15 protein-coding genes and 8 tRNA genes are annotated in these 18,004 nt (G+C 47.0%); 2 read left to right on the top strand and 21 right to left on the bottom strand.

The annotated features are described in order from the left end of the window. Positions 1-19 precede the first annotated feature (19 nt). The 8 genes from QTO06_RS16700 to leuS form a co-directional block, all read right to left on the bottom strand. Positions 20-823, bottom strand: a complete 804-nt coding sequence (locus tag QTO06_RS16700; RefSeq protein WP_009705646.1) for a septal ring lytic transglycosylase RlpA family protein — start codon at positions 821-823, stop codon at positions 20-22. 3 nt (positions 824-826) lie between these two features. Further along, entirely contained in the window at positions 827-1,948 is a 1,122-nt protein-coding gene (gene rodA / locus QTO06_RS16695) for a rod shape-determining protein RodA (protein ID WP_020196475.1), read from the bottom strand. Then, complete coding sequence (gene mrdA, locus QTO06_RS16690; protein ID WP_020196476.1) at positions 1,948-3,873, bottom strand: penicillin-binding protein 2; 1,926 nt, start codon at positions 3,871-3,873, stop codon at positions 1,948-1,950. The genes rodA and mrdA overlap by 1 nt, the downstream gene beginning before the upstream one ends. A gap of 29 nt (positions 3,874-3,902) precedes the next feature. Beyond that, a complete protein-coding gene (gene rlmH / locus QTO06_RS16685) occupies positions 3,903-4,373 on the bottom strand; it encodes a 23S rRNA (pseudouridine(1915)-N(3))-methyltransferase RlmH (RefSeq protein WP_005447517.1) in 471 nt (156 codons plus the stop codon). 4 nt (positions 4,374-4,377) lie between these two features. Further along, positions 4,378-4,695: a ribosome silencing factor gene (gene rsfS, locus QTO06_RS16680; protein WP_005425840.1), complete on the bottom strand. Its 318-nt coding sequence runs from the start codon at positions 4,693-4,695 to the stop codon at positions 4,378-4,380. A gap of 90 nt (positions 4,696-4,785) precedes the next feature. After that, positions 4,786-5,805, bottom strand: a complete 1,020-nt coding sequence (gene holA, locus QTO06_RS16675; RefSeq protein ID WP_009705649.1) for a DNA polymerase III subunit delta — start codon at positions 5,803-5,805, stop codon at positions 4,786-4,788. Between the two features lie 5 nt (positions 5,806-5,810). Then, on the bottom strand, positions 5,811-6,368 hold the full coding sequence (locus QTO06_RS16670; protein WP_054824351.1) for an LPS-assembly lipoprotein LptE: 558 nt from the start codon (positions 6,366-6,368) through the stop codon (positions 5,811-5,813). A 172-nt stretch (positions 6,369-6,540) separates the two neighbouring features. Further along, on the bottom strand, positions 6,541-9,114 hold the full coding sequence (leuS, locus tag QTO06_RS16665) for a leucine--tRNA ligase (RefSeq protein ID WP_331409004.1): 2,574 nt from the start codon (positions 9,112-9,114) through the stop codon (positions 6,541-6,543). 155 nt (positions 9,115-9,269) lie between these two features. Here leuS and QTO06_RS16660 point away from each other — a divergent pair, with 155 nt between their 5' ends. Next, positions 9,270-9,740, top strand: a complete 471-nt coding sequence (locus tag QTO06_RS16660) for a zinc ribbon-containing protein (RefSeq protein WP_005438586.1) — start codon at positions 9,270-9,272, stop codon at positions 9,738-9,740. 58 nt (positions 9,741-9,798) lie between these two features. On the opposite strand, the gene lnt is transcribed toward QTO06_RS16660, so the two are convergent. The 5 genes from lnt to miaB form a co-directional block, all read right to left on the bottom strand. Next, positions 9,799-11,319: an apolipoprotein N-acyltransferase gene (lnt, locus tag QTO06_RS16655; RefSeq protein ID WP_331409003.1), complete on the bottom strand. Its 1,521-nt coding sequence runs from the start codon at positions 11,317-11,319 to the stop codon at positions 9,799-9,801. Positions 11,320-11,356: 37 nt separating this feature from the next. Further along, entirely contained in the window at positions 11,357-12,256 is a 900-nt protein-coding gene (gene corC, locus QTO06_RS16650; RefSeq protein WP_005438590.1) for a CNNM family magnesium/cobalt transport protein CorC, read from the bottom strand. A gap of 106 nt (positions 12,257-12,362) precedes the next feature. Further along, the gene (gene ybeY, locus QTO06_RS16645; RefSeq protein WP_005425552.1) at positions 12,363-12,827 is read right to left on the bottom strand and encodes an rRNA maturation RNase YbeY; all 465 of its coding nucleotides are present in this window, start codon (positions 12,825-12,827) and stop codon (positions 12,363-12,365) included. Positions 12,828-12,829: 2 nt separating this feature from the next. Continuing rightward, positions 12,830-13,927: a PhoH family protein gene (locus QTO06_RS16640; RefSeq protein ID WP_005438593.1), complete on the bottom strand. Its 1,098-nt coding sequence runs from the start codon at positions 13,925-13,927 to the stop codon at positions 12,830-12,832. A gap of 73 nt (positions 13,928-14,000) precedes the next feature. Further along, the gene (gene miaB, locus QTO06_RS16635; protein ID WP_005438595.1) at positions 14,001-15,425 is read right to left on the bottom strand and encodes a tRNA (N6-isopentenyl adenosine(37)-C2)-methylthiotransferase MiaB; all 1,425 of its coding nucleotides are present in this window, start codon (positions 15,423-15,425) and stop codon (positions 14,001-14,003) included. Between the two features lie 258 nt (positions 15,426-15,683). Between miaB and QTO06_RS16630 the strand changes: the two genes are divergently transcribed. Continuing rightward, positions 15,684-16,859 (top strand): 2-octaprenyl-3-methyl-6-methoxy-1,4-benzoquinol hydroxylase, encoded by a 1,176-nt coding sequence (locus tag QTO06_RS16630; RefSeq protein ID WP_331409001.1) that lies wholly within the window; start codon positions 15,684-15,686, stop codon positions 16,857-16,859. Between the two features lie 154 nt (positions 16,860-17,013). Here the strand turns inward: QTO06_RS16630 and QTO06_RS16625 are convergent. The 8 genes from QTO06_RS16625 to QTO06_RS16590 form a co-directional block, all read right to left on the bottom strand. After that, positions 17,014-17,098: transfer RNA gene (locus tag QTO06_RS16625), tRNA-Leu, on the bottom strand. 54 nt (positions 17,099-17,152) lie between these two features. Further along, positions 17,153-17,227: transfer RNA gene (locus QTO06_RS16620), tRNA-Gln, on the bottom strand. Positions 17,228-17,274: 47 nt separating this feature from the next. Beyond that, positions 17,275-17,359, bottom strand: a tRNA-Leu gene (locus QTO06_RS16615). 53 nt (positions 17,360-17,412) lie between these two features. Further along, a tRNA-Met gene (locus tag QTO06_RS16610) sits at positions 17,413-17,489 on the bottom strand. A 22-nt stretch (positions 17,490-17,511) separates the two neighbouring features. Beyond that, positions 17,512-17,596 (bottom strand) — tRNA-Leu (locus tag QTO06_RS16605). Between the two features lie 65 nt (positions 17,597-17,661). Continuing rightward, positions 17,662-17,736 (bottom strand) — tRNA-Gln (locus QTO06_RS16600). Positions 17,737-17,775: 39 nt separating this feature from the next. Then, a tRNA-Leu gene (locus tag QTO06_RS16595) sits at positions 17,776-17,860 on the bottom strand. A 51-nt stretch (positions 17,861-17,911) separates the two neighbouring features. Beyond that, positions 17,912-17,988 (bottom strand) — tRNA-Met (locus QTO06_RS16590). Positions 17,989-18,004: the final 16 nt, after the last annotated feature.

Below are 18,004 nucleotides of genomic sequence, written 5' to 3'. Positions count from 1 at the left end.
GAAAATCATGACACCAAGGTCATTTGCCAGTTTTATGTTTTTTAATAAATGCGGACGAATAGCCGAGCAACTTTACTTTATCCAGAGTGGCTTGCGTCAGGGAATAGTCAGTATATGGACCCAACAACAAGCGATACGTATCTTTCGTTGATTCCAAGAAAGTTTCCGTATCCAGCTTTTGACCAAGCTCTTGGCCTAAAGTTCGCGCTCGATCTTCATATTTTGAAGAAGCAACTTGGATGACATATCTCGGGTGCGCAGCGAGTGACTTTTCATCGGTCGGCTTATCTACCGTGATGACTTCAATCTCTACGTTCGCAGTACCGGTTTTTACGACATCTAGCTTATGTGCCGCAGCGTAGCTCAAATCAATGATGCGACCTTCGTGGAAAGGGCCACGGTCATTAACACGTACAACGGTTGATTTGCCATTGTCGGTATTAGTTACTTTCACGTAGCTTGGCAGTGGCAGCGTTTTGTGCGCTGCTGTCATCGAATACATGTCGTAGATTTCACCGTTCGATGTTAAGTGGCCTTGGAATTTCTTGCCGTACCATGAGGCACGGCCTTTTTCTGTAAAGCCTTTCGCATCACGAACGATTTTGTAATCCGAACCGCGTAGGTTGTAATCGCTGTTACCGCCTAAGCTGTACGGCTCATATTTAGGATGCGCATCCTCAATGTGCTCGACCGAAAGTGGTTTGTCTGGAGCCACATCGGATTCAAGCTCATAACGGCCGTCTTGCTTTTTTTGGTCGGTAGAAGAACAGCCGGCCAAAATCACAGCAGAGAAGACTAAGGAATATAAAGCGCGTTTTTGCATGGTCTAGGTTGCCTTAGAGAATGCTTTTCGATGCGTATGGATCGACATCAGAATGCCAAAACCAGCCATAAGCGTCACCATCGAGGTACCACCATAACTGATCAACGGTAAAGGTACGCCTACTACAGGTAGGATGCCACTCACCATGCCGATATTTACAAAAATATACACAAAGAAGCTGAGTACAATACTGCCTGCCATCATTCGACCAAACGCAGTTTGCGCTTGGCTAGCGAGGTAGAGACCTCGGCCAATAATAAATAGATAGATGGTTAGTAGGCAAAGAAATCCAATCATACCCCATTCTTCTGCAATTACTGCAAAGATAAAGTCAGTGTGTCGCTCTGGAAGGAATTCCAGTTGTGATTGAGTACCTTGCAACCAACCTTTGCCTGAAATACCACCAGAGCCAATCGCGATCTTACTTTGGATAATGTGGTAGCCTGCGCCAAGCGGATCTGACTCTGGGTTAAACAAAGTACGTACGCGAACTTTTTGGTATTCGCGCATCAAGAAGAACCACAGAATAGGAATGAAACCACCGAGTGCGATTGCAGCGCCCGCAATGATCTTCCAGCTGATACCTGCCAAGAAAATAACGAAAATACCGGAAGCGGCAATCAGAATCGACGTACCTAAATCAGGCTGTTTTGCGATAAGAATGGTCGGTAAGCAGACCATAATTAGCGCGACGATGAGTGTTTTGAATGTCGGTGGAAGTGGTTGGCGGCCGATGTAACGCGCGACCATTAATGGCACCGCGAGTTTGAGAAGTTCGGAAGGTTGGAATCGGACGAAGCCAAGGTTTAGCCAGCGCTGAGCACCTTTGGAGGCTTCACCAAAGAACAATACGCCAAACAGCAGCACCACACCACCAACAAACATCAATGGGGCAAGGCTCTCATAGGTTCTGGGTGAGATTTGCGCCAGAACGATCATCACAACCAAAGACAGCACCATACGCATCGCTTGGCGATCCATCATCGCCAAGCTTTGACCACTTGCGCTGTACATAATAACTAGGCCAAAGCCCATCAATGCGAAGATGCCGAGCAATAACGGCAAGTCGATATGGAAGCGTTCAAACAGGGCGCGGTTTTTACCTGTAGAGGGATCCATTTTCATTACTGCGTTACCTCTTCTTTCGCGTTGTTTTGCTCTTCATCAGGTTCTATTTTTTCAGGGCCGATAATGACTCGGTCGAAGATCTTTCTCGCGACTGGTGCACCGTTACTCGAGCCACCACCGGCGTTTTCTAGTACGACTGATACCACAACTTCAGGGTCTTCAAATGGGGCAAAGCCAGTGAACAAGGCGTGGTCGCGTAAGTGTTCGGCGACTTCATCTGCGTTGTACTCTTCGTCTTCGCCAAGGCCAAATACCTGAGCCGTACCAGACTTACCTGCGGTTTGATAATCCATGTTGTAGAAAGAGCGACGAGCGGTGCCTTTCGTGCCATGGTTTACTAAACGCATGCCTTCTTTCGCCATATTCCAGTACTTGTCTGGCACATTTTGAATTGGCGGATAGGTGACGTATTCTGAATTTTCTTGCTCTTCGAAATCACCGCCGTTATCGATGGTGGCTTTCAATAAGTGAGGAGCGGTCACAGCACCTTCGTTGACCAGTACTGAGGTTGCTTTGGCAATCTGCATAGGCGTTGCTGTCCAGTAACCCTGACCGATACCAACCGGAATCGTGTCACCCTTGTACCAAGGCGTTTTATGACGAGCCATCTTCCATTCACGAGTCGGCATGTTGGCCTTACTTTCTTCGTAAATATCGATGCCCGTGTAGTCACCAAAACCAAACATCATCATCCAATTCGAGATGCGGTCGATGCCCATGTCATAAGCCACTTGGTAGAAGAAGGTATCTACGGACTCTTCAATCGATTTAATGATATCAACGCGTCCATGGCCCCAACGTAACCAGTCACGGAATGGACGAGTGTCTGAATTTGGAATGCGCCAGTAACCTGGATCATTACGCGTTGTTTTTGGTGTGATAACCCCTTCTTCCAGCGCGGCTACCGCCATAAATGGCTTGATGGTTGAGGCGGGTGGATAGATACCTAGCGTAGTTCGGTTGACCAACGGACGATTCTTATCGTTCAGTAGAGCGCGGTATGCTTTGCCAGAAATACCGTGAACGAACGCGTTCGGGTCGTAACTTGGGCTAGATACCATCGCAAGTACGCCGTTGTCTCTTGGATCAAGTACGACAGCACTGCCACGTCGACCATCAAGCAGCTGGTGTACGTAGAGCTGTAGGTTGATATCAAGGTTCAATACGATGTCTTTACCCGGGATCGGTGGTACGTACTTTAAGGTGCGGATCACGCGGCCACGACTGTTGACTTCAACTTCTTGATAGCCCGCCGTTCCGTGCAATAAATCCTCGTAGTATTTTTCAATACCTAACTTACCGATGTCACGAGTCGCTTGGTAGTTGGCATCTTTCTCTTCACGAATCAGACGTTGCATATCACGATCGTTAATGCGCGATACGTAGCCAATAACGTGGGTGAGAACTTCACTGAATGGGTAATAGCGTTTCAGTGTTGCGCTGATTTCCACACCTGGGAATCGGTATTGATTTACCGAGAAGATAGCCACTTGGCTTTCATCTAATTGAGTCAGCAATGGTACCGATTTGAAGCGGCGAGTACGCTTGCGTTCACGATGAAAGCGCTCGACCTGTTCTGGTGTGATCTCAAGAATGGTTTGTAGCTCTTTGATCGTACCGTCAATGTCTTTGATTTTTTCTGGAGTCAGTTCCAGGTTGAACACAGGGCGGTTTTCAGCGAGCAAAATACCGTTGCGGTCATAGATAAGACCACGGTTAGGTGCAATTGGCACCACTTTGATGCGGTTGTCGTTAGAGCGGGTTTGGTAGTCTTGGAACTGGTTCACCTGAATGTTGTACATGTTGGCGACCAGCAAGCCCATCAAAATGACGATACCCAGAAAAGCAAAAATAGCGCGACTAGAAAATAGGCGCGCTTCTGCTTGGTAATCTCGAATTTGACTGCGGCGTTTACGAATCATTAACGCTTGTCTCTACAGCTTAGTAGCGATTATTCGCGGTGGTAAGGGTGGTTAGCAGTAATGCTCCACGCTCGGTATAAACTTTCCGCCATCACGATACGCACAAGTGGGTGCGGTAGCGTCAGGGCTGACAGTGACCAACTTTGGTCTGCTGCGGCTTTACATGCTGGAGCTAAACCTTCAGGGCCACCGATCAGAATCGATACGTCACGCCCATCGAGTTTCCACGCTTCCAGTTGCTCTGCCAGTTGTGGGGTGTCCCACTTTTTGCCCGGGATATCTAGGGTGACGATACGTGCACCTTTCGGCACGGCTGCCAACATCGCTTCGCCTTCTTTTTGCAAGATACGCGCGATGTCTGCATTTTTGCCGCGTTTGCCCGCAGGGATTTCAACCAACTCGAGTGGCATATCGTGTGGGAAACGACGACGATATTCTTGAAAACCTTCTTCGACCCATTTTGGCATTTTTGTGCCGACGGCAATTAGTTGAATTTTCAAACGATTAACCCCAGAGTTTTTCTAGTTGGTATAGCTCGCGGTGCTCTTCTTGCATCACGTGAAGCATTGCGTCACCCATATCTAGGACAACCCATTCGCCTTCATTTTCGCCTTCCATACCTAGCGGCTCTAGACCTGCTTTCTTCACTTCAGATGCGACGTGATCAGCGATAGATGAAACGTGACGCTTAGACGTACCAGTACAAATGATCATGTAATCTGTCACGCTTGATTTGCCTTCTACATCTAGAATAACAATCTCTTCCGCTTTCATGTCGTCGGCTTTATCGGCTAAAAAGTCTTTAAGTTCTTCGCGAAGCACTCGGTTTTCCTCGGTATTTTCTTTTCTGTCTGTGGGCGTTTTGAATAATGGTTATCAAAACTGGTCGCGCACTATATCACGCTTTGAATTTTAAATTGCCAGCTTAATATCAGGAGAGCAGGTTTCTAAGCTCAACTGGTGGATCGTTGGCCACACAGATTCATCATATTGGGTTTTGGCTTTTATCTCGGCGTGCGCCAAAAGAGATAAAAGCGCGCAAATTCGTGAGGCTGACAGACGAGTCAGCGCAGCATTGTAGAGTGGGCGCTTGTTTTGCCACACTCGATGCTTTTCAAACACCTGACTCATGCCCATTTGGGTCAAGTCGCGGTGCATATTCAGTAGTTGGTTGAACTCTTTTTGGACACTACGGATCAGAATAACGGTTTCTACGCCTTCTGCTTCCAGTTGGCGCAGAATGCGTTGGGCACGGTTGCCTTTGCCAGCAAGCAGAGCATCAATCCAGTGGAACGTTGTAAAGTGGTTATGGCGACTCAGAGCCTCTTCTAAGCGTACAACGGTCAGTTCACCATCAGGGTAGAGTAGAGCAAGTTTCTCTAAACTTTGCGATAGCGCGAACAAATTACCTTCGTGCCACTGTGCCAACATTTGCAGCGATTGTTGATCAGCTTTTAGCCCTAAAGCTCGGCAACGTGCTTGCACGAACATTGGTAGACGCTGTAAATCCGGCGTTAAGCAGCTTACCCAATCGCCTTTGCCGCTCAGAGCTTTAAACCACTTTGCGTTCTCTTGCGCTTTGGTCAGCTTGCTACCCACAACCACAAGCATGATGTCGTCATGCAGCATTTCGCATAGGTTGACCAGCTCTTTACTGATCGCTGCGTTAGCTCCTGCCTCTGGCAGCTCCAGCTCAATGAGTTGACGGCTAGAGAATAGACTTAGCGCTTGGAAGCAGTCGTACACTTGATTCCAATCTAAGCTGGCATCGACAGCAAAACGGTGTCTTTCTTCAAAGCCTTGTTGACGAGCCATGTTTTGGATCGTTTGACGGCTTTCTTGAATCAACAGAGGTTCATTACCAAAGATCAGGTAAACCTGCTTAATGTGTTTCGCTAGATGGTCAGCCAGCTTGTCGGCAAAAATTCGCATTCTGATTAAGAGTTTGTGTTCGTAGAGTTAGCGTTTGTCGCTTCTGGAGTAATGTGGCCTTGTTCGTATTCCGCTCGAACACGACCAAGCTGGCGCATCATTTGGCTCGCCGCTTGTTGACGCATTTCGTCTTCGATAACGTCACGTTCTACCGATTTTGCTAGTGCAGTTAGCGGGTTGTCTAGGTAGTTACGGTTTACCGTTGTCGTAAAGTCTTTTGCGCCGAAGCCTGGAATAGTCACGCGGTATTTCACTACGTAAGTCAGTTCTTTTTCTGCCGCACGGCTGTTTTGGTACAGAGATAGCGTGCGCTCGTCGATGGTTGCTTCAATGAGATGCAGGTTTGGTGTGTTCGAAGATGGTTGAACCAAGTCGACTTTATTCAATTCAAGTTGATCGCGGATGTAGCGCGTAAGTGGGCTGTATTCGTCGTAGCTCGTGAAAGACATTGTGTGCAGTTCTTCCGGAACGGAGTACTCACCACGAAGGTGAAAACCACAGGCAGAAAGAAGCCCCGCTAATACCAATACCACTGGTAGTTTAATCAAAGAGAAAAAGCGCATTGATTGTATTCATCCTAAATTGAAGGGGTTATTTACCTTAAACCACTCGACGTGAATGGTTTGAGGTAAATAAACAGGGTGATGACTCACCCTGTTAAAAAGACTCATGCCGAACGAATAAGTTCGTTCGGCGTTGAGTTTTTGCAAGCTGCGTTTCGTTAATAGCGATCGGCTAGTTTGCAACGATGTTCAATAGTTTACCTGGTACGTAAATGACTTTACGGATAGTTAGGCCATCTAGGAACTTCTTCGCGTTCTCATCGTTTAGACCAAGCTCACGAACTTGCTCTTCTGAAGCGTCAGCAGCAACAATTAGTTTCGCACGTAGCTTACCGTTGATCATTACAACGATAGTCTTCTCGTCTTCAACCAGTGCTTTCTCGTCAAACGTTGGCCAAACTGCGTTATCGATGTCTGATTCACCTAGCGCAGTCCATAGCTCGTATGAGATGTGCGGAGTGATTGGGTAAAGCATTGCAACTACGGCTTTAAGTGCTTCATCAAGGATCGCACGATCTTGTGCTGACTCTTGAGGCGCTTTCGCAAGCTTGTTCATCAGTTCCATGATAGCGGCAATCGCAGTGTTGAATGTTTGACGACGAGCGATATCGTCAGTCACTTTTGCGATAGTCTTATGAACGTCGCGACGTAGCGCTTTTTGGTCACCAGAAAGTGCAGCTGTATCAACAGACTCAGCAGCGCCTTTTGAAGCGTGAGTGCGAACCAGTTTCCAAACACGTTTCAGGAAGCGGTTAGCACCTTCTACGCCAGACTCTTGCCACTCAAGTGTCATGTCCGCTGGTGAAGCAAACATCATGAATAGACGTACTGTGTCAGCACCGTACTTGTCTACCATCTCTTGTGGGTCGATGCCGTTGTTCTTCGACTTAGACATCTTAATCATGCCTGAGTGTTCAACGTTGCGACCTTCGTTGTCAGTAGCAGAAGTGATGCGACCTTTACCGTCACGCTCAACTTTAACGTCAGTTGGAGCAACCCACTCTTTACCGCCTTTCTCGTTCTCAAAGTAGAACGCATCTGCTAGTACCATGCCTTGACACAGTAGTTGCTTGAACGGTTCGTCAGAAGTAACGTAGCCCGCATCACGTAGCAGTTTGTGGAAGAAGCGAGAGTACAATAGGTGCATACAAGCGTGCTCGATACCACCGATGTACTGGTCTACTGGTAGCCAGTAGTTTGCTTTTTCTGGATCTAGGATGTCGTCAGCTTGTGGTGAACAGTAACGCGCGTAGTACCAAGAAGACTCCATGAACGTGTCGAACGTATCTGTCTCACGTAGAGCAGGTTCGCCGTTGAAAGTTGTCTTCGCCCATTCTTTGTCTGCTTTGATTGGGCTCGTTACGCCGTCCATTACCACGTCTTCTGGAAGAATGACTGGTAGTTGGTCAGCTGGTACTGGGTGAACTTCACCGTCTTCAGTGGTTACCATTGGGATTGGCGCACCCCAGTAACGTTGACGAGATACACCCCAGTCACGTAGACGGAAGTTTACTGTCTTCGTGCCTTTGCCTTCTGCTTCTAGTTTCGCTGCGATCGCATCGAATGCCGCTTGGAATTCTAGACCGTCAAATTCACCTGAATCGAACAGTACACCTTTCTCTGTGTATGCTGCTTCAGAAACGTCTAACTCGCTGCCATCAAGTGGCTTGATAACAGGCACGATATCTAGACCGTACTTAGTTGCGAATTCGAAGTCACGTTGGTCGTGTGCAGGTACTGCCATTACAGCGCCTGTACCGTAGTCCATCAGTACGAAGTTTGCTACGTAAACAGGAACTTCACGGCCGTTCAATGGGTGAATAGCAGTAAGGCCTGTTGCCATGCCTTTCTTCTCCATTGTCGCCAATTCAGCTTCTGCTACTTTAGTGTTCTTACACTCTTCGATGAACGCTGCTAGTTCTGGGTTGTTCTCTGCTGCGATAGCCGCTAGAGGGTGACCTGCTGCGATACCAACGTAAGTCACACCCATTAGTGTGTCTGGACGTGTTGTGTAAACTTCTAGGTCTTGTTGACCTTTCACTTCAAACTTAAGCTCAACACCTTCAGAACGACCGATCCAGTTGCGCTGCATGGTTTTCACCATTTCTGGCCAACCTTCAAGTTTGTCTAGATCGTCTAGCAGCTCTTGAGCGTATTCTGTGATCTTGATGAACCACTGAGGAATTTCTTTTTGCTCTACTGGAGTGTCACAACGCCAGCAGCAGCCGTCTTCAACCTGCTCGTTTGCAAGAACAGTTTGGTCGTTTGGACACCAGTTAACAGAAGAAGTCTTTTTGTAAACCAGACCTTTCTCGTAAAGCTTAGTGAAGAACTCTTGTTCCCAACGGTAGTACTCAGGTGTACATGTTGCGAATTCACGGTTCCAATCGTAACCAAAGCCAAGAAGCTTAAGTTGGTTCTTCATGTATTCGATGTTTTCGTAAGTCCAAGGTGCAGGCGCGGTGTTGTTTTTAACCGCTGCGTTTTCTGCAGGTAGACCAAACGCATCCCAACCGATTGGTTGCATTACGTTTTTGCCTTGTAGGCGTTGGAAACGAGATACTACGTCACCGATGGTGTAGTTGCGCACGTGACCCATGTGCAGTCGGCCACTTGGGTATGGGAACATGGATAGACAGTAGAATTTTTCTTTGTTTGGGTCTTCACTTACAACAAAGGTCTTGTTGTCATCCCAGTGCTTTTGAACTTTCTGTTCAAGGTCTTGTGGATTGTATTGTTCTTGCATCGATGGTATCCGGTTATCTTGGAATTTGTGAGTTCGGTTAGAACAGACTTAAATAGATCGTCATAGAATACCTAAAGCTAGGGATCACAACAATAGCCAATCTATAACCATGCGCCTTGAAGTGACGCTTGGTAGTGGAAAGATGGAGGTCAGTTATGCCTAAACGTAAAGCAGGTTATGAGGAAATGCTCGAGGATGTGATTGAAACCTTGAAGCACAGCCCGGATGAAGTTAACAAAGTATTCGAAACGTCGGGCAAAGTGGTGGATGCTGCCAACGACATGACCAAAGACGAACTCTCACTGATATCCGCCTATGTAAAAGCCGATTTAAAAGAGTTCTCCGACAACTATGAAGAAGGTAAGAGTGGGCCTTTCTATCTCACGATTGCTGATTCAATTTGGCAAGGTCTGCTCGATATTACCGATCGAACCAAAGTGGAATGGGTCGAGCTATTTGATGATTTGGAGCATCAAGGGCTTTATGAAGCGGGAGAGGTGATTGGCCTTGGTACTTTAGTCTGTGACGAGTGTGGTCATAAGACGACGTATAATCATCCGACCGTGATCATTCCATGTATCAAGTGCAATCATACTGGCTTTAGTCGTCAGTCACTCAAGCCATAACATTTGTAGTCGAAAGAGCAAAGAATAAAAAAGAGGCCCTAGAGCCTCTTTTTTGCGTTTATGACTTTTTCTTTCTTGGTAACCACCAAGCAAGTAGCAAGCTCAGCGCCGACCAAATGTACAGCGGCCAAGTGCCGACAATACGGTATGGTGTTTGTCCATCAGTTGGAACAAGTTCTGCACGAAGTACGGCCGTCTCAAACTGAGGGAGCTGTTCAATCACCTTGCCTTTGTGGTCTGTTACTGCGGTTACGCCATTGTTGGTGGAGCGAATAAGTGGCTTACCAAGCTCAAGGGCACGCATACGCGCGATTTCCATGTGTTGCAATGGACCAATCGAATGACCAAACCACGCGTCGTTAGACAGCGTTAGGATGAAATCAGTATCGTCAGTGACGTTTTGGCGTACTTGTTCACTGAAGATTATCTCGTAGCACAGTGCTGGGTCCATATGCTTACCGTTAGCCACGATATTTGGCTGAACAAAATCACCACGACTGAACGATGACATCGGTAAGTTGAAGAATGGTGCTAGTGGACGCAGTACATCTTCAAACGGAACAAACTCACCAAATGGTAATAGGTGGTGTTTGTGGTAGCGCTTATCCATATCAAAGCTGTAGTCGCCGTATGGATTCACACCCAGCGATAGAATGCTGTTGTAGAACTGGCCGTCTTCACCTTGGTTCACGACACCGGTAATGATGGCGCTGTTGTTCATCTTCGCGGCAGCATCGATGTTTCTTAGGAAAGATGGTACTTCGATTTCAAACGCAGGAATGGCAGCCTCTGGCCATACAATGATGTCCGCATCCCAGTTTTCACGAGTCAGATCTGCGTACTTCATGATGGTTGGCCAACGTTGGCTCGGTAACCATTTTAGATTTTGGTCAACGTTACCTTGGATCAGCGCCACTTTGGTGGTGTCTTCAACACGAGGGGTTACCCAGTCATATTGGCGAATACCGAAGCCCGCACTTAATAGCACCGCAGGGATGACGATCATCAACCACTGTTTGTGAACCCAAGCGTAAGCGAGCGCACCAGCGCTGATCATAATGAATAGCGTTAGAAGCTCTACGCCACCAATAGGGGCGAAGCTTGCGAAAGGCGCGTCGATTTGGCTGTAGCCAAGCCATAGCCAAGGGAATCCTGTCATCACCCAGCCACGCAGCCAATCAGTAACTAGCCATAACGCAGGAGCTGCTAGGAGGGCTTTGCTTATCGTGAATTCAGGGAAGAACTTATTGCTGAGCCAAGCAAACAGGCCAGTGTAAACCGACAGGTAAGCGATCAGTAGGCCCATTAGGAAGACGTTTGCAATCAGCGGCATACCGCCAAAGCCAGCAATGCTGACGTAAACCCAACTTACACCCGTGGCGAATTGTCCTAAACCCCATGCATAACCGATCCAAAGCGCGCGCTTAGGTGACTGGTTTGCAAGAAGAATAAGTAGGATAGCAGGGCTGAGTATGGCGATTGGCCATAACTGGTAAGGGGCAAATGCTAGGGTAGTGGAGGCGCCAACAAAAGCGGCCACTAAGGGCCGCTTGAGGCGATGAAAGAGTACATTCATCATTATATTTTTCTGATATTCCCGTTGTTAGGGTATCGCGTTACTCTTGAGTGGCTTCAACCAGCGTTTCTTCGTCTGGAATCGTCACTTGTAGTTGAATGACACGACGGTTGTCGGCAGCCGTTACTTTGAAGCTGTATGCATCAATTTCTACGACTTCGCCACGCGATGGTAGGTGACCAAAAGCAGTCATTACCATGCCGCCAACGGTATCCACTTCTTCATCGCTGAAGTTGGTACCGAATGTCTCATTAAACTCTTCAATGGTTGTCAGAGCTCTGACAGCAAACGTGTGTTTGCTTAGCTTACGGATATCGGTTTCTTCATCGTCATCGAATTCATCTTCAATATCCCCTACGATTTCTTCAAGGATATCTTCGATAGTCACGAGACCAGAAACGCCACCGAATTCATCGACAACAATCGCCATGTGATAACGTTCTTCACGGAACTCTTTTAACAGACGGTCGACACGTTTACTTTCCGGTACAACCACTGCTTGTCGAATTACTTCTTCGATATCAAATGGGTTACTGCCTGAGCCCAAGTATTTGAGTAAGTCCTTCGCTAGTAGAATGCCTTCCACATGGTCTTTATCTTCGCTGATCACAGGGTAGCGAGAGTGTTGAGCATCAGTAATTAGCGCGATCAAAGTATCAAGATCGTCTGTGCGCTCAACGGTAACCATTTGCGAACGCGGGATCATGATGTCACGCACGCGCATTTCGGAGATTTCCATAACACCTTCAAGCATGTCGCGGGTGTCGTGGTCAATCAGGTCATTAATTTCAGAGTCGCGGATTACATCTACAAGCTCTTGGCGGTCTTTTGGTTCGCCTTGAAATAGTTGACCTAGACGTTCAAAGAAGGACTTTCTACTCGGACCTTCTGCCTTTTCTTTCTTGCCTTCATTAGAAGAGGGAGAATTATCTTCGTTCATTGTTTCTCAATTAAGTAACGCTATCAGATGTGTGATAGCTCACATAGAAAGACGAGCACGAGATGGCTATCTGGGTGGTTCGCCTTTCCCTGTCGAGCAACCAAAGTTACTCTTTTTCAGCAATATACGGGTCTTCGTAACCCATACCTTGCATGATTTCTGTCTCGAGGGATTCCATCTCTTCAGCTTCATCATCCTCGATATGGTCATAACCTAGCAGATGCAAGCTGCCATGTACAACCATATGCGCCCAATGTGCTAGTAGAGGCTTGTTCTGCTCTACTGCCTCTTTTTCAACGACTTGGCGACAGATAATCAAATCGCCCAGTAGATCCATCTCCATACCTGGTGGTACTTCGAATGGGAAAGATAGCACGTTGGTCGGCTTGTCTTTACCACGGTATTCGTGGTTTAGCTCGTGACTTTCTTGCTCGTCGACAATACGAATCGTCAGTTCCGCTTGTGGTTGGAAAAGAGGAATAGTCTTATCTAGCCACAATTGGAAATCTTGTTCAGAAGGTAAGCCTTCTTCATTTTCGACTGCCAGTTGCAAATCAAGTTCAATTGCCATGGTTATTCCTTAGTCGCCGCGACTTGTGCACTCAGTTCTGCTTTTGCTGCTTCTAGCAGTTTGGCATCACGTTCTTCACGACGGCGTTTTTCAAACTCTTTACGTTCTTTCTGGTCTTGCGCTTCCCACTTCTCATAAGCATTAACGATACGAGCAACCACTGGGTGGCGCACTACGTCGTCAGCTTGGAAGAAGTTAAAGCTGATGTCATCAACTTCGCTCAGTACTTCAATTGCATGACGAAGACCTGATTTCGCACCACGAGGCAAGTCAATCTGTGTAACGTCACCGGTGATAACTGCACGAGAGTTGAAGCCGATACGCGTTAGGAACATCTTCATCTGCTCAACGGTGGTGTTTTGGCTCTCATCAAGAATGATGAAGGCGTCGTTTAGAGTACGACCACGCATGTAAGCAAGAGGTGCTACCTCAATCACGTTACGTTCAATCAGCTTTTCTACGCGCTCAAAGCCCAACATTTCAAATAGGGCATCGTACAGAGGACGTAGGTAAGGGTCGACTTTCTGGCTCAAATCACCAGGTAGGAAACCCAGTTTCTCACCTGCTTCAACCGCAGGACGAGTAAGTAGAATACGACGGATCTCTTGGCGTTCTAGTGCGTCAACGGCTGCTGCAACTGCTAGGTAAGTTTTACCTGTACCTGCAGGACCGATACCGAAAGTGATATCGTGCGTCACCATGTTCATCAGGTATTGACCCTGATTTGGTGTACGAGGCTTGATCACGCCTTTCTTAGTTTTTACGAAGACTTCTTTACCGTGTTCGATGTTTGACTCGGTATTTTGCTCCAGCACACCTGATTCTTTGATCGCCAGATGGATCTGCTCTGGTTCGATATCAGGCGTTTCGCCGCGGACAGGAGCGGTGTCTACATAAAGGGTTTTCAGAATATCCAGCGCAGCTGCTGCGGTATGAGGTTTACCGACAATGGTGAAAAGGTCGCTACGGTGGTTAATTTCAACGCCTAGACGACGTTCTAAATGCTTGATGTTGTCATCGAATGGACCGCACAGGCTTGCTAGTCGGCGGTTGTCTGAAGGTTCTAGATTGATTTCTAGCGTTACGATTTTATTGCTCAATGTTGCCTCTCATTTTATGCCATTTAACGAGAGCCTGATAACGACCAGGCTCTCAATGGCTATTTGTACGAGCTTATGGCGTAAAAGTAGCTACACCTAGCTCATCTTCGCGACGCGTTTTCGCCATCATTTGCGTTGGTGAAATCACACTACGAAGGTCCATGTCTTTTTCTGTGCGCACTAGCTCACCACGTAGTGAGTTAGCAAATACATCCGTAATCTTCACGTCAACGAACTGACCGATTAGGTCTGCGCTACCTTCAAAGTTTACTACACGGTTGTTTTCTGTACGAGCACGAAGCTCCATTAGGTTCTTCTTAGAAGGACCTTCAACCAGAACGCGTTGCTCAGTGCCTAGCATTAGGCGAGAGTAGCGCATTGCTTGTGCGTTTACGGTTTGTTGTAGCTCGTATAGACGCTCTTTCTTCACTTGCTCTGATAGGTCACAAGGGTAATCTGCCGCTGGCGTACCTGGACGTGGAGAGAAGATGAAGCTGAAGCTCATGTCAAAGTCTACGTCTTTGATTAGCTTCATGGTGTCTTGGAAATCTTTGTCTGTTTCACCAGGGAAACCAACGATAAAGTCAGAACTGATTTGGATATCAGGACGTGCTTTACGAAGTTTACGGATGATCGACTTGTACTCAATCCCAGTGTGAGGACGTTTCATCATAGTCAGCACTCGATCACTACCACTTTGTACTGGTAGGTGAAGGAAGCTTACTAGCTCAGGTGTGTCTTCGTATACTGCGATGATGTCATCAGTAAACTCTAATGGGTGGCTTGTTGTAAAGCGGATACGATCAATACCATCGATAGACGCAACCAAACGAAGCAGTTCTGCAAATGAACAGATTTCACCGTCGTGCATAGGACCACGGTACGCGTTTACGTTTTGACCTAGTAGGTTTACTTCACGTACGCCTTGATCTGCTAGCTGTGCGATTTCAAACAGTACGTCATCCATTGGACGGCTTACTTCTTCACCACGAGTGTACGGTACTACACAGTAAGTGCAGTACTTAGAACAGCCTTCCATGATAGAAACGAATGCCGTTGCACCTTCAGCACGAGGCTCAGGTAGACGGTCAAATTTTTCGATTTCTGGGAATGAAATGTCCATTACTGGTGCTTCATCCGATTGAGATTGTTTAATCATCTCAGGAAGACGGTGAAGAGTTTGTGGACCAAAAATTACATCAACGTATGGAGCACGCTGACGGATGTGGTCACCTTCTTGAGTTGCTACACAACCACCTACGCCGATAACTACGCCAGGCTTTTTATCTTTTAGTGTCTTCCAACGGCCAAGCTGGTGGAAAACTTTCTCTTGCGCTTTTTCACGGATCGAACAGGTGTTAAGTAGAAGTACGTCTGCTTCCTCTGGCTCTTCGGTCAGCTCATAGCCGTTTGCAGCATTAAGCAGGTCGGCCATTTTTGATGAATCGTATTCGTTCATCTGGCAGCCCCAGGTTTTAATTAGCAGTTTCTTACTCATCTCACTTTCGCTCGTTCAGTTGTTCTTAAATCGGAGAGCTATTGCTCAAATTATAGCCGCCATCTCGGCGGTAAGCGGCGTATTGTACTGCTTTAAAAAGCACCTGACTAGTGATCTGACAAATTCTCTGCAAACCCTGATGAAATCTAGTTTTTTGCCCTATATACAGCAAGGTTTTTTGTTAAACAATTTTGTAAAAATAGCCACGGAACGTACAATTAAAAAACGCCAATTAATCAATATGATGAAGAGCAAAAAATGAACAAGTATGACATCGCCGTAATCGGTGGCGGCATGGTCGGGGCAGCGGTGGCTGTTGGCTTTGCCAAGCAAGGCAGAAGCGTTGTAGTGGTAGAAGGTGCAGAGCCAAAGGCGTTTGAGGCTTCTCAAGCGTTGGACATTCGCGTTTCTGCGATTTCTCATCAGTCAGTGAAGTTACTTGATTCATTAGGTGCATGGTCAGCAATTGAGAGTATGCGAGTGTGTCCTTATCGCCGTTTGGAAACGTGGGAACACCCAGAGTGCCGTACTCGCTTTCACTCTGATGAACTGTCATTGGAGCAGTTAGGATACATTGTTGAAAACCGCCTAATCCAACTAGGCCTTTGGCAAGCTTTCGCACAATACGACAACTTAACGGTGATGTGTCCAGAGCGACTAAAAGACATTGAATTTACCGAGGTAAACCGTGTAACGCTAGAAAGTGGCGAGCAGTTTGAAGCGAGTTGGGTGGTTGGTGCCGATGGCGCGAACTCAAAAGTTCGTCAATTGGCGGGTATTGGCGTAACCGCATGGGATTACCGTCAACATTGTATGCTGATCAACGTGAAAACCGAACTTCCTCAACAAGACATCACTTGGCAGCAATTTACTCCGTCAGGTCCACGCTCGTTCTTGCCACTATGCTCATTAACTGAAGATGGCAAAGAAGTAGGGCAGGGCTCGCTGGTGTGGTATGACTCGCCAAAACGCATTAAACAATTATGCACGATGACGAAACCTCAGCTAAAAGAAGAGATCCTACGTCATTTCCCTGCTGAGTTGGGTGATATCGACGTTTTACAGTTTGGCTCATTCCCACTCACTCGCCGTCATGCTCAAAGTTATTCAAACAAGAATTGCGTGTTAGTGGGCGATTCTGCACATACAATTAACCCACTTGCTGGGCAAGGCGTGAACCTTGGCTTCAAAGATGTTGATGTCCTGCTTTCAGTGACGGATCAGCAAGAGCAACTTAATGAAGCATTACTTGCCAAGTATGAGCGCGCGCGTCGACCAGATAACTTGTTAATGCAAACGGGCATGGATGTGTTCTATAAAGGCTTTAGTAATGATTTAGGTCCATTGAAGTTCGCTCGTAATGCAGCATTAAAATTGGCGGAAAATTCAGGGCCGATTAAAGCACAAGTATTGAAGTACGCATTGGGTATGTAAGTCTGGATACCGCTAAGCGTCAGGTAGAAAAGTAATAGATAGAAAAAAAGCGAGCCATGAGCTCGCTTTTTTAATTCGATAAATCAGAGATCTACCGAGTCCAGAATCGGAAAAAAGAAAAAACCCAGCAAATTAATGCTGGGTTTTTCAATCATGGTGCGGTCGGAGAGACTTGAACTCTCACACCTTGCGGCGCCAGAACCTAAATCTGGTGCGTCTACCAATTCCGCCACGACCGCATCGTGTTTTTTAGTTACTAAGGTAATTGGTATAACCTTAACAACGTTTTGTAATGGCAGGGCTACCTGGATTCGAACCAGGGAATGGCGGCATCAAAAGCCGCTGCCTTACCGCTTGGCGATAGCCCTACAGGTCTTAGTCTTTCAACTAAGTGCTTTCCATTTAAGGAAAGTTATGGTGCGGTCGGAGAGACTTGAACTCTCACACCTTGCGGCGCCAGAACCTAAATCTGGTGCGTCTACCAATTCCGCCACGACCGCGCTTTAACGCTTCTTATCAATAGTCTTAAGTATAAACTATTTATCGGAATAAATGGTGGCTACGACGGGATTCGAACCTGTGACCCCATCATTATGAGTGATGTGCTCTAACCAGCTGAGCTACGTAGCCAACAATATGTTTTTAATTAAGATGGTGCGGTCGGAGAGACTTGAACTCTCACACCTCGCGGCGCCAGAACCTAAATCTGGTGCGTCTACCAATTCCGCCACGACCGCATCTTAATTGTTGTTATCGAGAAAATTGGTAAAACCTCAATAACGTCCCTTTAAAGGGAGAGTAATGGCAGGTCTACCTGGATTCGAACCAGGGAATGGCGGCATCAAAAGCCGCTGCCTTACCGCTTGGCGATAGACCTACGGGCGATAGTCAAAAGACATATCAAATTAGAAAAGTATGGTGCGGTCGGAGAGACTTGAACTCTCACACCTTGCGGCGCCAGAACCTAAATCTGGTGCGTCTACCAATTCCGCCACGACCGCGACTTTTCTGAATCATCTAGGAAATTGGTAAAACCTAGACAATAAAATAAATGGTGGCTACGACGGGATTCGAACCTGTGACCCCATCATTATGAGTGATGTGCTCTAACCAGCTGAGCTACGTAGCCAACAATATGTTTTAAC

It is taken from the genome of Vibrio sp. M260121, from assembly GCF_036533715.1.
Lineage (GTDB): Bacteria > Pseudomonadota > Gammaproteobacteria > Enterobacterales > Vibrionaceae > Vibrio.
This window is presented reverse-complemented; position numbering and strand designations above follow the sequence as displayed.

Bases quoted from the DNA above. Each gene is read 5' to 3' on its own strand.
- miaB (WP_005438595.1), bottom strand. From the start codon at position 15,425: ATGAGTAAGAAACTGCTAATTAAAACCTGGGGCTGCCAGATGAACGAA.
- rodA (WP_020196475.1), bottom strand. From the start codon at position 1,948: ATGAAAATGGATCCCTCTACAGGTAAAAACCGCGCCCTGTTTGAACGC.
- QTO06_RS16700 (WP_009705646.1), bottom strand. From the start codon at position 823: ATGCAAAAACGCGCTTTATATTCCTTAGTCTTCTCTGCTGTGATTTTG.
- holA (WP_009705649.1), bottom strand. From the start codon at position 5,805: ATGCGAATTTTTGCCGACAAGCTGGCTGACCATCTAGCGAAACACATT.
- corC (WP_005438590.1), bottom strand. From the start codon at position 12,256: ATGAACGAAGATAATTCTCCCTCTTCTAATGAAGGCAAGAAAGAAAAG.
- QTO06_RS16660 (WP_005438586.1), top strand. From the start codon at position 9,270: ATGCCTAAACGTAAAGCAGGTTATGAGGAAATGCTCGAGGATGTGATT.
- mrdA (WP_020196476.1), bottom strand. From the start codon at position 3,873: ATGATTCGTAAACGCCGCAGTCAAATTCGAGATTACCAAGCAGAAGCG.
- QTO06_RS16630 (WP_331409001.1), top strand. From the start codon at position 15,684: ATGAACAAGTATGACATCGCCGTAATCGGTGGCGGCATGGTCGGGGCA.
- lnt (WP_331409003.1), bottom strand. From the start codon at position 11,319: ATGATGAATGTACTCTTTCATCGCCTCAAGCGGCCCTTAGTGGCCGCT.
- leuS (WP_331409004.1), bottom strand. From the start codon at position 9,114: ATGCAAGAACAATACAATCCACAAGACCTTGAACAGAAAGTTCAAAAG.
- QTO06_RS16670 (WP_054824351.1), bottom strand. From the start codon at position 6,368: ATGCGCTTTTTCTCTTTGATTAAACTACCAGTGGTATTGGTATTAGCG.
- ybeY (WP_005425552.1), bottom strand. From the start codon at position 12,827: ATGGCAATTGAACTTGATTTGCAACTGGCAGTCGAAAATGAAGAAGGC.